The 15963-nt window shown below is 45.8% G+C and carries 11 protein-coding genes; 4 read left to right on the top strand and 7 right to left on the bottom strand.

The window, feature by feature from the left end:
- Positions 1 to 1833 (top strand): tetratricopeptide repeat protein, encoded by a 1833-nt coding sequence (locus F890_RS14160; protein WP_005261812.1) that lies wholly within the window; start codon positions 1 to 3, stop codon positions 1831 to 1833.
- A 66-nt stretch (positions 1834 to 1899) separates the two neighbouring features.
- On the opposite strand, the gene F890_RS14155 is transcribed toward F890_RS14160, so the two are convergent.
- The 7 genes from F890_RS14155 to F890_RS14125 form a co-directional block, all read right to left on the bottom strand.
- Complete coding sequence (locus F890_RS14155) at positions 1900 to 3315, bottom strand: efflux transporter outer membrane subunit (RefSeq protein ID WP_005261814.1); 1416 nt, start codon at positions 3313 to 3315, stop codon at positions 1900 to 1902.
- 10 nt (positions 3316 to 3325) lie between these two features.
- Positions 3326 to 5302 (bottom strand): MacB family efflux pump subunit, encoded by a 1977-nt coding sequence (locus F890_RS14150; RefSeq protein ID WP_005261816.1) that lies wholly within the window; start codon positions 5300 to 5302, stop codon positions 3326 to 3328.
- Between the two features lie 2 nt (positions 5303 to 5304).
- Positions 5305 to 6666 carry a MacA family efflux pump subunit gene (locus F890_RS14145; protein ID WP_005103219.1) on the bottom strand — a complete coding sequence of 454 codons (1362 nt, stop codon included), beginning with the start codon at positions 6664 to 6666 and terminating at the stop codon, positions 5305 to 5307.
- A 124-nt stretch (positions 6667 to 6790) separates the two neighbouring features.
- The gene (gene holA / locus F890_RS14140; RefSeq protein ID WP_004733070.1) at positions 6791 to 7777 is read right to left on the bottom strand and encodes a DNA polymerase III subunit delta; all 987 of its coding nucleotides are present in this window, start codon (positions 7775 to 7777) and stop codon (positions 6791 to 6793) included.
- Between the two features lie 9 nt (positions 7778 to 7786).
- On the bottom strand, positions 7787 to 8320 hold the full coding sequence (locus tag F890_RS14135) for an LPS-assembly lipoprotein LptE (RefSeq protein ID WP_005103222.1): 534 nt from the start codon (positions 8318 to 8320) through the stop codon (positions 7787 to 7789).
- A gap of 207 nt (positions 8321 to 8527) precedes the next feature.
- Positions 8528 to 11149, bottom strand: a complete 2622-nt coding sequence (leuS, locus tag F890_RS14130) for a leucine--tRNA ligase (protein ID WP_005103225.1) — start codon at positions 11147 to 11149, stop codon at positions 8528 to 8530.
- A gap of 123 nt (positions 11150 to 11272) precedes the next feature.
- Positions 11273 to 11626, bottom strand: coding sequence for a DUF4124 domain-containing protein (locus tag F890_RS14125; RefSeq protein WP_005103228.1), 354 nt, complete (start codon positions 11624 to 11626; stop codon positions 11273 to 11275).
- Positions 11627 to 12313: 687 nt separating this feature from the next.
- On the opposite strand from F890_RS14125, the gene F890_RS14120 reads away from it, so the two are divergent.
- From F890_RS14120 to ilvC, 3 genes are all read left to right on the top strand, one after another.
- Positions 12314 to 14041, top strand: a complete 1728-nt coding sequence (locus F890_RS14120; protein ID WP_004278370.1) for an acetolactate synthase 3 large subunit — start codon at positions 12314 to 12316, stop codon at positions 14039 to 14041.
- Positions 14038 to 14529 carry an acetolactate synthase small subunit gene (gene ilvN / locus F890_RS14115; protein WP_004278369.1) on the top strand — a complete coding sequence of 164 codons (492 nt, stop codon included), beginning with the start codon at positions 14038 to 14040 and terminating at the stop codon, positions 14527 to 14529. The genes F890_RS14120 and ilvN overlap by 4 nt, the downstream gene beginning before the upstream one ends.
- Positions 14530 to 14635: 106 nt before the next feature.
- A complete protein-coding gene (gene ilvC / locus F890_RS14110; protein WP_004278368.1) occupies positions 14636 to 15652 on the top strand; it encodes a ketol-acid reductoisomerase in 1017 nt (338 codons plus the stop codon).
- Positions 15653 to 15963: the final 311 nt, after the last annotated feature.

The raw sequence follows: 15963 nt of genomic DNA, 5'->3' as shown, positions 1-15963 counted from the left end.
ATGTGGTTCTTGCTGGTACTGATTTTGGGGATAGGGGCGTTAGCGATCTGGATGTGGAAACGTCCCGATCCGGTGAAACGTGATCAGGCGAAGGCTGTACAACATGATTTATGGATTGAGCAGATTGATGCTCAACTGAAACATGCAGCACGTTTGAGTTCAGATCCAGAACATCCGAATTATGAACGTGCCTATCAGATTTATCAGGGGCTGGCCCAGCAACAGGAAATTCCACAAGCTTATGTAGGCATGGGCCTGATGCATCTGCAAGGTCTGGGACATGAGCAGAATACCGAAAAGGCGATTAGTTATCTAGAAAAAGCCTTTCGTCTGGGCAGTGATGATGCAGCCTATCATTTGGGGCAGATTCATGAAGGGGAGGCGTATCAACAGGCTGACCCGGAAAAAGCTTTGTATTGGTACCGACATGCGGTAGCACGTGGCAATCTGGATGCCCAGTACCGCATCACTGAACTTTCTTCGACCGAAGACCATCAAAATGAGACCGCTGCAGAGACACAGCGTCTGGCCTTGTTAATACAAAATGCCGGGCAGGGTCATGCCAATTCGCAGTATCAGCTGGCTCAATATTATTTAACAGATTCAGCGACCCAGGATTTAGTGCAAGGAATTCATTATCTGTTTCTGGCGGCGCAACAAGATCATTTGGCTGCCAATCAGCAGATTGCGAACTCTTATGCGCGTGGCCAGATTCTGCCTCAAGACCTGAAGCAATCGCTGCAATTTATTAAACGCTGTATCAGTCTCGGTGACCAGAAAGGTCTCTATGATTATTATGCCGGTGTGCTACAGGGCCGTATCGATACCGACCAGCGTCAGCGCGTGTTCCAGCATTTATTACAGCAGTCCAAAGAACACGCCGATGCACACGCTAAGACCTTAATCGGGCTGGCCTATTTTCATGGCTGGTATGTTGATAAAAATGAAACCATGGCATTTCGTTACTGGGCGGAAGCGGCCAACAGTCAGCATGCGCCTGCCTTATGTATGATTGCTGCGCTGTATTTTGAACAGCACCTGGTGGCCAACGAACCGCAAAAAGCATTTGAGTTATATCAGGCTGCCTATCAGCTTAGTCCTGACGATGTGTCTGCACGGATGGGGCTGGCACTGTGTTATTTAAATGGTGTCGGTACAGTAAAAGACATTGCCAAAGCCACACAAATGATTCAGAACGCGGCACAGCAGTATTGGCAGATTGAAGCTCAATCTGAAGCGGATTTAATTTATAGCGTTGGCCGGTTTTATAGTCTGGTTGAATACCCTTTACCGACACGCGACAAAGCTATCCAGTACCTGAATCAGGCGGTTGCAAAAGGTTCGAAAGAGGCGGCATGGTTCCTGTACCAAGCTCTGTCAGGCATTTATCCTGTGTTTATCAATAATGCAGAGCTGGCCAATCGCTATCTGCATCAGGCTGCGCAATTGGGTCATGCCCAGGCACAAGCAGAATTGGGCTTGAAGTATCTTCAAGGGCAACAGATTGCGCAGGATATTGCCTTAGGCTTGAGCTATCTGCAAAAAGCAGCCGCTCAGCAGAATGGTGTGGCGCTAAATGCTCTGGGTGAATCCTATGAGCAAGGTCAAGGTGTTGAGAGTAATATTGAGCAAGCCGTACAGTATTATCAGCAGGCGGCAGCGCAGGTGAATGCAGATGCCTATAGTCATCTTGGACGTTTATATACCAAAGGCATTGGCGTGGCGCGTGATATCGGGATTGCACGGGACTGGCTGGAAAAAGGCAGTTTGCTCGGACATGAGCGATCGATTGAATTATTGAAAAATGTGAATGCATATTTGCAAATGAAATAAACTGACCCAAATAATATGAACTAAAAAACCGCTGTCTGTCAGCGGTTTTTTATGGATTAAGCTTTGTTAAGGCAATTCACGGATAGGACTACCACCCAATGCCTGCATCAAGGTGACATAGGCATTGTACTGGTTCTGTCGGGTTTGCACCAAAGACAGTCGTGCATTGCGCGTAGTTTCCTGTGCATCCAGCAGGTTCTTTAAAGCGACTGCACCATTACGATAACGCACTTCAGTCAAGCGTTCAGTTCTTTCGGCCAACTCAACATTGCGTTGCTGCAAAGCCACCTGCTTAGTGAGCTCAGTCCGATTCGACAAGGCATTTTCCACATCGGCAAAGGCTTCATACATGGTCTGGCGATACTGGATAATGGCTTTTTCATATTCCAGCTCATTGACTTGTAGATCACGTTTCATGTCATTCCATTGCAGGAAAGGCAAAGTCAGACCAGCACCTAAAGTTGCAACCGGATTTTTCAGGGCATTCGAGAGGGAAGTACTGCTGCCAATACCGGTGGTCAGATTACCGGTCAAACTAATGGATGGATAGTAGCTGGCTTTGTTGGCATCTTTATTGGCTAGTGCCTTACGCAAGCGCAGTTCAGTCGCTCGAAGGTCAGGGCGACGTGACAACAAACTCGCCGGTAAGTCAGCCTGAATACTCGGCAATTGAATATTCGGTAAACGGCTTGGCTCTTGAATCGCGAGCTGTTGAACCGGCATGTGCAGCAATACCGCGAGTCCGGTACGTGTTTCCACACGTTGCTGTTCAATCTGGCTTAAAGTCGCCTGTTGACTTTGAATTGCCTGTTCCGCCTGGGTTAAATCCAGACCGGATACTGCGCCGGCACGATATTGCACCCGCACCAGATCATAGGTTTTTTGCGCGGTCGCCAGATTTTGCTGTACCACACTATAACGTTCATTCAGATAAGCCAGTTGCCAGTACAATTGTGCCGTGGTGCCAATCAGGCTTTGTGCGGTTGCCTGCAAGTCTTCTTCAGAGGCCAGTGCTTCCCAGCGTGCCGCTTCAGTCTGATTGGCCAGTTTGCCAAACAGATCCAGTTCATAGCTTAAACCCGGATAATTAATCCCAAAACTCGATGAACTATCACCATCTTCTAAATCAAAACTTCTACGTGTTGTCAGTCCGGCATCACCGACACGAACGCCTTGCTGACTTTGAGCTTGTCTGGCTTGAATGCGGGCCTGTTGTAAACTGATGCCGGCCACTGCCAGATCGGTATTCTGCGCCAATACTTCATTCACCAAATTATTTAATTGCGGATCTTTAAATAAAGTCCACCATTGATCTGCCAAAATATCGGCATGAATCTGCTGACTAAGCACCTTATTGTTTTGAAAGCTACCCGGCATATTGATCGCAGGCTGTTGATAGGGGGTTTTCACCACTGCGGCACAACCGACCAGCGAGCTTCCCAGCAACAGGGCACTGGCAAGCTTGGTTAAATTCATTTGCATATCAGATTCCTTATTCGCGAGAGAGCGCATCGACTGGATTCAGACGAGCAGCGTTACGTGCCGGGATAAAGCCAAACACAATCCCGATCAGGCTTGAGCAGACAAAGGCCGCTACAATCGAAGTGGTTGAATACGCCATCTGGAAAGTACCGCCGGCAAAATGGGTAATTAATTGGCCAATCCCGAGAGAAAGCAGCACACCCAAAATACCACCCAAGATACAGACCAGAACGGCTTCAATCAGGAATTGCTGCAAAATATCACTTTGACGGGCACCCACCGCCATACGCACACCAATTTCCTGAGTACGTTCGGTTACCGATACCAGCATGATATTCATTACGCCAATCCCGCCGACCACCAGTGAAATTACCGCAATTGCTGAAATCAGCAGAGTCATGGTCGCCGTGGTTTGCTGAATGGTTTCACGAATACTGTCGGCATTCTGGGTAAACACATCCTGCGCGCCATGTCGCTGTACCAGCAGATTCAGAATCGCATTTTCAGCCGCCGCACTTGGGTATTCATCCTTAATCCGCACAATGATGCTGCGAACATTGGATTGACCCAGCATACGGCTCATCACGGTGGAATACGGCAGATAGACATTCAGGCTGTCATTATTGCCCATCATGCCTTTTTGCGCGTCAATCACCCCGATAATCCGGCTCGGTACGCTCCCGAGTAAAATCACCTGACCCACCGGATTGGTGCCATCCTTAAAGAAGGTATTTTTGGTATTGGTGTCAATGACGACATCTTGCGCCTGTTGCATGACACTACTGCGGTCAAAAGGCTGACCGGACTGGAACGTCATGCCACGTACATAGAAGAAATCCTCACTGACGCCGTTGACCGTGGTTGAAGCTTCGATTTCTTTATAACGGCCGGTGACACTGCTATTCACCGATGGGCTAACGCCATCGACATACGGTTGTTCAGCCAGCGCATCGGCATCGGCCGGAATCAGGGTTTTGGACTGTGAAGATCTGGAATTATCCCCAAAGCCTCGACCCTGAAATACGGTAATGGTATTGGTCCCCAGACTGCTGATATTTTCCAGAATCTGCTTTTGTGAGCCATTACCGAGTGCCACCACCGAGACCACCGAAGCAATACCGATAATGATTCCGAGCATGGTCAAGAAAGTCCGCATGCGATGTGCATTCATGGCCAGCAAGGCCATCCGGAAGGCTTCACCCAGACGGTCAACTGCAGAACGCCATGAAGAAATCTTCTTTTGTTCACTGCGGATTAGCGGCTGTTTTTCCAGATGCTCTTCGACTTCAGGAACATTGGGCTGATCAGAAATAATATTGCCGTCCGAGATCTCGATAATCCGCGTCGCATTTTTCGCTACATTATGATCATGCGTGACCAGAATGATGGTATGACCTTTAGCATTCAGTTCACGCAAAATGCGCATCACTTCAATACCGCTGTTCTTGTCCAATGCACCGGTCGGTTCATCGGCCAGAATCACGTCACCGCCATTCATTAACGCACGGGCAATCGAAACACGTTGCTGCTGACCACCAGAGAGCTGGCTCGGACGATTCTGGGTTTTTTCACCCAGACCCAGATCGGTCAGAATCTTGACGGCTCGCGCATGTCGTTCAGATGAATCTGCACCGGCATAAATCGCAGGGACTTCGACATTGCCTGCTGCATTTAAATCGCCCAGCAGATGATAACGCTGAAAAATAAAGCCGAAATATTCACGGCGTAATTGCGCCAGTTCATCCGCTTCCAGTTCCCGGGTTTCACGGCCTTTGACCTTGTAGCTACCCGTGGTCGGTTTGTCCAGACAACCCAGAATGTTCATCAGGGTCGATTTACCGGAACCGGACTGACCGACAATCGCCACCAGTTCACCCGGATAAATCTCCAGATTCACCCCTTTTAAAATCTGGACCGTACTTTCACCCGTAGGGAATTCACGAACCAGATTTTTCACCTCGAGGAGAGGCTGTTGTTGTGAATTCATGCTTACATTCTCATTGGGCCACGGCTATTGCCACCGCGTTTTGCTGCATCATTGGAGGTATCAGAACCATCGGCAATCACCACCTGATCACCACGTTCTAAACCTTTCAGCACTTGCGCAGTCGCGCGGTTATTCAAACCGATTAATACAGGGGTTGGTTTTGCAGTACCATCGGCTTGCAAGACACGAACCATGCCACGTTGTGCTTTACCTTGCTCAATCAATGCAAGTTCTGCTTCAGACAGGTTTAGACGCGCTGGACGTTCACCGGCAGGACGATTGCCTTGAGCCGATTCAGCTTCAGGACGTGATGCCGGACTGCCTTCACCGCGAGAACCCTCACCACGCGCTTCACCACGATTGGCACGTGGCGGACGGTTTGAACCTTGAATGGCCGCAGCAGGAATGGTCAGCACATTTTTGGCTTCATCCAGTACGATATAAACTTGTGCAGTCATATCAATACGTAATTTTCCATCTTCATTCGGTACATCGAACAATGCATTGTAATAAACCGCAGAACTTGACGATGAGCTTGATGTATTGCTATCGGTATTAATTGAATTGGGTGCAGGCTCAACTTGACGCAGTTTGGCGTAAATCTTTTTCTCGTTATTGCCTAAGGTAGTGAAATAAACCGTTTGACCTTCTTCAACTTTCATGACATCTGCTTCAGAAATTTCAGCTTTAATGGTCATGGTGTCCAGTTTTGCCAGTTTCACAATAGTCGGCGCACTCTGGTTGGCGTTTACAGTCTGACCTTCTTCGGTCACAATCGCCACAATCGTGCCATCCATCGGCGCCACAATCTGGGTGTAACCAAGATCTTCTTTGGCAGTCGCCAGCGTCAAACGCGACTGTTCAATCTGTGCATTGATGGCGGTGATATCCGCTTGCGCCGTTTTATAGTTCGCAAATGCCGATTCCAGCTCTGAGCGAGAAGTGGCATCCTGTGCATACATGGCTTTCTGACGGTTGTATTCAGCTTCAACTTTAGCCAAATTCGCCTGTCTTACTGCAAGTTGTGCCATCTGATTTTTAATGCTGGCTTCAGCGGTTTTTAAATCATTTTCCTGACGAACGGAGTCAATCCGCGCAATCAGCTGACCTTGCTTGACCTGATCGCCCAGTTCTACATACATTTTTCTGACCTGACCCGAAACCTGCGCCCCCACGCTGACCATCTTGGTCGCTTCCAGAATACCAGTCGCCAGTACAGAGCTTTCGATATCGCCCTGGGTGACTTCAGCCGTAATATATTGCGGAGGCTGTTCTTTGGGTTTGAGGAAGTACCACCCCGCAGCGATGAGCGCAATGGCAATCACGGCGGCCATAATCAATTTCGTCGGTTTTATTTTTGGCATGATCAATATCGGTTCAAAATCAGAGAATTGTGAACGATTATAAAAGCGAAATTAGGATAAATCGTGTATTTTTTTAAACTAATAGGAATGATTATTATTTTATTTTTCGAATTTTGACAAAGACTTAGTGAAATAGGGGCTTGCCACAGATACTGGAAATCGCCTGTAGTACCAAATGCTCCGGATTTTCATGTCCGAGTCCTTTAATTGAGGCATCAATTCTTAATAATAACCCCGGCCAGGCCAGAAAAGTCTGTGGGCTGAGACGGCGCAAGGCTTGTTGATATAAGCCGACTTTGGTTTTCCAGATCCCGATTTGCAAGGCATTTTGCGGTTGTTCAAACAGCTGCATCAACAGACGCATTTCCTTGCTGAGACTCCATAAAATCAGGCTCATCGGTTCACCTGAAACGACTAGATACTGAAAAATTTTGATCGACTGGGAAAGATTACCTTGTAGCAGGGCATCGCTCAAATCATAGGTGCTATAACGTGACTGATCTTGTAAACATGCATATAAATGATCAACCTGAATGATATCGACTTCAGCAAAGGTATCGCTAACCCGCATCAGGCTGTTCTTTGCTGCAAGCAGGTTGTGCTCATGATGTTGTTCCAGCCATTGCCAGGCATCATTGGCTAAACGAATGCCGAGTTTTTCAGCTTCAATACCCAGAATCTGCTGCCGGTCTTTTGGATAATTGGCCACCAGCGAAACATTCACACCATTGGCATCAATCAGCTGAAAGAAACTGGATTTCAGGCTATTACTATCCTGTTTGGGCATCACCACCAACAGCAGGTTTTGTTCATTATGCTGCAAATAGTTTTTCAGTAACTTGATTGCGCTGGCATCCGGTTTGATATTGCCATGTACTTCAATCGCCAACTGGGTTGAAAACAGCGACAAGCTGTTCAAGGCATTAAAGACGGTTTTCCAGTCGGCGACCGAACTAATGTCATAGCGTTGACGTTCAATGTCCTGCTTTTGCCAGCTGGCCCGAAAGGCATCAATTAAATTCTGTTCCAGCAAAGGCTCTTGACCATGCAAGACCCAAGCACCGCGAGCTTCATCGACACGTTTCAGGGCTTGCAGATAATCAAGTTTCATAAAGAGGTCTTATTGAGCAGGTTGCGCTGAGGTATTTTGTTTGGCTAAGGGTAAGCGGTTCGATGAAATCTGACGCGCGATCTGCTGCGCCACATCATCAATAATGACCTGATTCAGATATTTTTGTTCCTGGTCATCGGTGTTGACCGTTTCAATATCATATTGATACGTACGTGTTGCCACGACAGTGCGTGGTTCAGTGATCGGATTGCCTTGTGCATCTTCAATCCGGAAAGTCACGTTTAAACGTAACAAGGTTTCAACTAGTTTACCGTTCAGTTCCAGACGGCGAGGGGTGTAATCCAGGACACGTAACACATAAGCATTGGGTGCATTACTCAGCTGTACGCCTGCAGCACCGAGGTAAACTGCCAGTTTCTCTTGCAGTTCTTCAGTATTGGGCGGTAAAGACAGGCTCATGACAGAGTAAGCAACAGGGGCGGAGCTCGGATTGGTTCCTTTCAGATGAAAGCCACAGCCGACTAAGCCTGCACTCAGACCACAAGTTAAAACAATTGCTGCTAAATGTTTGCCCAAATGCATGTGTTGCCCTCTATGCTTCCCGAAGGGGAATATTTGAAATCCTGAACTGGATTGTAAAGTCAAAGCCCGTTGGCTGGCAACGGGCTTTGTTTGGGAATTGTGAAATCCTTCAGAAAGTTCCTTCTCCCTCTGGGAGAAGGTTAGGATGAGGGGTTATATATTTACCTCTCCCTAGCCCTCTCCTGAGAGGAGAGGGAACTTAAGGATTTAAACCACCAAATTCACTAATTTATTCGGTACCACAATTTCTTTCTTGGTTGGACCCGTCAAGAATTGCTGAACTTCAGGCAATGCTTTGGCTTGAGCCAAGATGTCATCTTTAGAGGCATCTACAGATACTTCTAACTTGCCACGAAGCTTACCGTTGACTTGAACCACGATGGTTTGCGTATTACGTGTCAGCGCAGATTCATCTACCGCAGGGAATAAAGTTGAATTCAATTCAATCCCAAATTCAGCCAATAAAGTCTGGCTTAAATGCGGTGCAAATGGTGCAAGTAAAGTTAACAGCGTGGTAATCGATTCACGTGCGACAGCAACGTCATTGTCATCTTGAGCTTCAAATTTGTTGTTAGCATTTAAAAGTTCCATCAATGCAGCAATGGCAGTGTTAAATGCATGACGACGTTCAATATCATCACCGACTTTCTGGATGGTTTCATGAGTTTTACGACGTAGGTCTTGTGCAGCCGTAGACAGTGCCGCTTTGTCGATGTTTGATGCACCGTTACCTTTTTCAAGGAAGCCTGTTGCTAAACGCCATACACGTTTCAGGAAGCGGTTTGCACCCTCAACACCGGCGTCAGACCATTCTAGTGATTGATCTGGTGGTGCAGCAAACATCATGAACACACGTGCCGTATCTGCGCCGTACTGGTCAATAATTGATTGCGGGTCGATACCGTTATTTTTCGATTTCGACATTTTTTCCTGACCACCAACCACAACTTCCTGGCCATCTTCTTTATATTTGGCAGAAAGCACACGGCCTTTTTCGTCTTTTTCAAGTTCGATATCCGCCGGGTTAAACCAGGTTTTTTTGCCAGATTCAGCTTCACGATAGAAGGTATCTGCTAGCACCATCCCTTGCGTTAACAAGTTAGTGAATGGTTCATTGCCTTGTACCACGCCTTCATCACGCATCAATTTGTGGAAGAAGCGTGCATAAAGTAAGTGCAGAATCGCGTGTTCAACACCACCGATGTATTGGTTGACAGGTAACCAGGTTTGACCCGCTTCAGGTTTCACCATGCCACCCGTAAAGTCGGGAGATGCATAACGTGCATAGTACCAAGATGATTCCACGAAGGTATCCAGCGTATCTGTTTCACGACGAGCATCGCCACCACAGCTAGGACAAGTCGTTTCATAGAATTCAGGCATTTTGTTCAGCGGGTTACCTGAACCATCTGGAACAACGTCAGTCGGAAGAACCACAGGAAGTTGATCTTCAGGTACTGGCACTTGACCACATGATGGACAGTTAATCATTGGAATTGGACAACCCCAATAACGCTGACGAGATACACCCCAGTCACGTAAACGGAATTGAACTTTAGAAATCGCCAGGCCTGTTGGTTCTAATTTAGCAAGGAATGCATCGTATGCACCTTGGAAATTTAAACCGTCAAATTCACCTGAATTAACCAGTTTGCCTTCTTTCGAGCCGTACCATTCTTGCCATTGAGTTGCATCAAAGTCGCTATCATCAGCGCCTTTGGCATCAATCACTTGCTTGATGGTCAAGCCATATTTATTGGCAAATTCGAAGTCACGTTCATCGTGTGATGGAACCGCCATCACCGCACCTGAACCATAAGACATCAATACATAGTTGGCGATCCAGACCGGAACTTTCTCGCCAGTCACAGGATGCTTCACAGAAAGACCGGTTGCCATGCCTTTCTTCTCGGCAGTCGCAAGATCCGCTTCTGCCACAGAACCCATACGGCATTCTTCAATGAATGCAGCCAATTCTGGGTTTGTTTCAGCCGCTTTCAGCGCCATCGGGTGTTCTGCTGCAACTGCAACATACGTTACGCCCATCAGCGTGTCGGCACGGGTAGTAAATACCGTTAAACCATCTGCATACACGTCAGGATTTGCTGAAGGGAAAGTGATGTCCATCCCTTGTGAGCGGCCAATCCAGTTACGCTGCATGGTCAACACTTGTTGTGGCCAGCCATCTTTAAGCGTGTCTAAATCGTCAAGTAACTCTTGCGCATAATCAGTGATGCGGAAGTAGTACATTGGAATATCACGCTTTTCTACCAATGCACCTGAACGCCAGCCACGACCATTTTCAACCTGTTCGTTGGCAAGAACAGTCTGATCGACCGGATCCCAATTCACGGTTGAAAGCTTACGGTAGATCAAGCCTTTTTTATAAAGCTGAACAAATAGCCATTGTTCCCAACGATAGTATTCAGGGGTACAGGTCGCAAATTCACGATCCCAATCCACTGCAAGACCGAGTTTTTTCAACTGGTCACGCATGTAAGCAATATTTTCAAATGTCCATTTTGCCGGTGCAACCTGGTGTGCAATCGCTGCGTTTTCAGCAGGCAGACCGAAAGCATCCCAACCCATCGGTTGCAGGACAGTTTCACCTTTTAAGCGATGGAAACGGCTGATCACGTCACCAATCGTATAGTTACGCACATGACCCATATGTAGCTTGCCACTTGGGTAAGGGAACATCGAGAGAATATAACGACGTGGACCTTCTACTTTGTCGGCAACTTTAAAGGCTTTGCGATATTCCCAATCCTGTTGGACTTGAGGCTCAATCGCACTAGCTTGATATTCGGAATCAATGTGAGTAGTCATAAACGTATCAGTGAATTACGGTGAAAAAAGTCTGTTGCACAGCATAGCGCAAAATGCACCTAAAAGTGAATTTTGCGCCGGCATTTCCCGAAGAAAAAACACGCTGTTCTATATAGAGGTGTCTTATAAAGCAACTGCACGATTTTTAGATTGCTGCAAGGCTTCGTTGGCTTCACGTTGTTGCTGGTCCTGATTCGCAGGAACTTGAGGGGCTTGTTGCTGTTGTTCTTGAGGTGTGTTCTCGGTTTGAACTTCAGTTTCAGCTGTTCTTGGAGATGCCGGTGCTGAATTTTTCCAGCCATAAGTATCCACTGTGGTGGCTTTTTTCGCAGATTTTGGTGGTGGCGTCTTGGTATAATGCGTGACACCTTTCGCATCGACCCATTTATGATACTGGATCGCGGAAGCGCTGGTGCTACAGATGCTCAAAACAACTGCGCAACTCAAACTGAAGGCGGTTAAAAAAGATATTTTCATTGTTCTTGGGCCTCGGCTTGCTAGGCATGGAATACTGCAATTATTGTAGTGATATTTTCAGTAAAAATGATGGATTTTTATCTGCTTTATTCAAAGCTAACTGCTTAAATAAGCTCAATCTAGCGTATAAGAAATCAGAGACAAATCTTCGTATACAAAATTTATTGATAAACAATTTCCTTTCATTTAATAAAAATTCATTCATTTTTTTTATATAAGACATATTAAAAATTTATAAAATTAAACCATTAACTCTATGAATTTTATTGGATTAGATGAATAGACAAGACAGTCAATGCATGGCTATGAGCTGATATTGCTGTTAAAAACAGCAGATCTAGGCACTAGTAAGTATGGATTGTCTGTTTTTTAAACTTGACTTTAAAGCCTGAAAACACAAGAATGCTGCAATAGTTTTATATGCCTTAGATCGATCACCCTTCGACTAAGTGTCATTTCATGCAGTGGGCGATTTTTCTAGCCGAGAAATTGAACAAAGCTAAGCAAAATATGTTTATCCCAACATGTTTTAGATCCCGTATTGCTCGAACAGTGAAGAGATCAGATTTTTTTCCTATTGCTTTGAAAACTATGAAATTTGTGTGCTATAACAGTGCAGACAGTTAACAAACGAAACACTGCAAATGCCTCCCATTTGTGTAGTGAATAATATTAGGGTGAATCACGTTGGAACTTCTATCTGGTGGTGAAATGCTTGTTCGCGCATTAGCGGACGAAGGCGTTGAACATGTTTTTGGATACCCAGGCGGCGCAGTTCTTCATATTTATGATGCGCTATTTCAACAAGACAGAATCAATCATTATCTCGTACGTCACGAACAGGCTGCTGGTCACATGGCCGATGCTTACTCACGCGTGACAGGCAAGACCGGTGTTGTGCTGGTGACTTCAGGTCCGGGCGCAACCAACACGGTGACCCCAATTGCAACGGCCTATATGGACTCAATCCCGATGGTGATTTTGTCAGGTCAGGTTGCGAGTCATCTGATTGGTGAAGATGCATTTCAGGAAACCGATATGGTCGGTATTTCACGTCCTATCGTGAAACATAGCTTCCAGGTGCGTCATGCCAGCGAAATTCCTGCGATTATCAAGAAAGCCTTCTATATTGCGTCTTCAGGTCGTCCAGGTCCTGTAGTGATTGATATTCCAAAGGATGCGACCAATCCTGCAGAGAAATTTGCTTACGAATACCCAGAAAAAGTGAAGATGCGTTCGTATCAGCCACCGTTCCGTGGTCACTCAGGTCAAATTCGTAAAGCGATTGAAGAACTGATCCATGCTAAACGCCCAGTTATTTACTCAGGCGGTGGTGTGGTTCAAGGCAATGCTTCAGCACAGTTGACAGAGCTTGCGCATCTATTGGGTTATCCAGTGACCAATACCTTGATGGGTCTTGGCGCATTCCCGGGTGATGATGAACAGTTCATCGGTATGTTGGGTATGCACGGTACTTATGAAGCTAACATGACCATGCACAATGCAGATGTAATTCTGTGTGTGGGTGCGCGTTTCGATGACCGTGTGACCAACAATCCTGCAAAATTCTGTCCAAATGCTAAAGTCATTCATATAGATATCGACCCAGCGACAATCTCAAAAACCATTATGGCGCACATTCCAATTGTCGGTGCTGTAGAGCCTGTACTGAATGAGATGTTGAACCAGTTGAAACAGCTTAATGTTTCTAAGCCAAATCCTGAAGCGATTGCGGCATGGTGGAAACAGATCAATGAATGGCGCAAGGTTCATGGTGGTCGTTTTGAAGCAGGTGTTGATGGCGTAATGAAGCCACAACAAGTGGTTCAGGCATTGGACAAAGTGACCAATGGTGAAGCGATCATTACTTCTGACGTCGGTCAGCATCAGATGTTTGGTGCGATGTATTACAAATACAAACGTCCACGTCAATGGATCAACTCAGGTGGTCTAGGCACTATGGGTGTGGGCTTGCCGTATGCAATGGCTGCGAAGCTTGCATACCCGGAACAGCAAGTAGTATGTATCACCGGTGAAGCATCGATTCAGATGTGTATCCAGGAGCTTTCGACCTGTAAGCAATATGGCCTGAATGTAAAAATCCTGTGCTTGAATAACCAGTCTTTAGGCATGGTAAAACAATGGCAAGATATGAACTATGAAGGACGTCATTCAAGTTCTTATGTAGATTCATTGCCTGACTTTGCCAAACTGATGGAAGCTTATGGTCATGTCGGCATTCAGATTAATCATGCCGATGAGCTAGAGTCTAAGCTTGCAGAAGCGATGGCAATTAACGACAAGTGCGTATTTATTAACGTTATGGTAGATCGTACCGAACACGTTTATCCGATGTTGATTGCGGGTCAATCGATGCAGGATATGTGGTTGGCTAAAGGGGAGCGCACGAAATGAGACATATTATCTCTGTACTCGTAGAAAACGAATCAGGCGCGCTTTCTCGTTTAGTGGGTTTGTTCTCACAGCGTGGCTACAACATCGAAACATTGAACGTTGCCCCGACTGAAGATCCAACACTTTCACGTTTGACATTGACCACTTATGGTGATGATCACAAGATTGAGCAAATTACCAAACAGCTTAACAAGCTGGTTGAAGTGGTGAAAGTGGTTGACCTGTCTGAAGGTGCACATATTGAGCGTGAATTGATGCTGATTAAAGTCAAAGCATTGGGTTCATCGCGTGACGAAATCAAACGTACGGCAGATATTTTCCGTGGTCAGATTGTCGATGTAACACCAACGACCTATACCATTCAAATCGCGGGTACCACTGAAAAAGTGGATGCGTTTATTGATGCACTTGCAGAACACACGATTTTAGAAGTGGTTCGTTCAGGTGTATCAGGTATCGCACGCGGCGAAAAAGTACTCACCATCTAAATTTTAAGTATTTCCTCATCTGAATAAGAAGAGGGTATCAGGCAATGTAAATTTAAGGGTCATTGCCTGATTTAACGGACAAACAAGCATTTAAGCGGAGACAGCAATGCAAATTTTTTACGATAAAGACTGTGACTTATCTATCATCCAATCTAAGAAAGTAGCGATCATTGGTTACGGTTCACAAGGCCACGCGCATGCGCTTAACCTGAAAGATTCTGGTGTTGACGTAACTGTAGGTTTACGTGCGAACTCTGCTTCTTGGAAGAAAGCTGAAAATTCAGGTCTTAAAGTTGCTGAAGTTCCTGCTGCTGTAGCACAAGCTGACGTAGTGATGATTTTGACTCCAGATGAGTTCCAATCTCAACTTTACCGTGACGTAATTGAGCCAAACATCAAGCAAGGCGCTACTTTAGCATTTGCTCATGGTTTCTCGATTCTTTATAACCAAGTTGTTCCACGTGCTGACTTAGACGTAATCATGGTTGCACCTAAAGCTCCTGGTCACACCGTACGTTCTGAATACCAACGTGGTTCAGGTGTTCCTGACCTTATCGCGATTCACCAAGATGCTTCTGGTAATGCGCGTAACGTTGCTCTTTCTTACGCTTCAGGCGTAGGTGGCGGCCGTACAGGTATCATCGAAACTTCATTCCGTGAAGAAACTGAAACTGACCTTTTCGGTGAGCAAGCAGTTCTTTGTGGTGGTGCTGTTGAATTGGTTAAAATGGGCTTCGAAACTTTGGTTGAAGCTGGTTATGCACCAGAAATGGCGTATTTCGAATGTCTACACGAACTTAAATTGATCGTTGACTTAATGTTCGAAGGCGGTATCGCGGACATGAACTACTCAGTGTCAAACAACGCTGAATACGGCGAATATGTAACGGGTACTGAAGTAATCAACGAACAGTCTCGTGAAGCAATGCGTAATGCGCTTAAACGTATTCAATCTGGCGAATACGCGAAGATGTTTATTCAAGAAGGTGCGTTGAACTACCCATCTATGACTGCCCGTCGTCGTCAAAATGCTGCTCATGGTATCGAAGTTACTGGTAACAAGTTACGTGCGATGATGCCTTGGATTCAAGCGAACAAAATCGTAGATAAAGAGAAAAACTAATTTCTCGAATCAATTGATTTGAATGCGAAAACCCACTTAATTTGAGTGGGTTTTTTATTTCTATGTTTACGTGGCTCAAAAATGGAAGCACTGCTTCCATTTTTTTCGTATGTCTTAGATTCAAGTGAACAAAACTGTAAATAAGGAAAAGAACTAAAGTTACGTGCCTTGCAAAAAAAACAGGAAAGCAGTTTTTTCCTCTTTTTTTGTAGCTTGTAAGTTGACAAAAATAACTAATGATGCGAAAAGGTTTTTTTAGTTAACAGATGTTCACACATGCCTAGAATTGTTTCTGTACCACTTAGTTTAGA

This window comes from Acinetobacter sp. CIP 64.7, from assembly GCF_000369745.1.
GTDB classification, from domain to species: domain Bacteria; phylum Pseudomonadota; class Gammaproteobacteria; order Pseudomonadales; family Moraxellaceae; genus Acinetobacter; species Acinetobacter fasciculus.
Note: the sequence above shows the minus strand (reverse complement) of the source record. Positions and strands in the feature narration are given on the sequence as shown.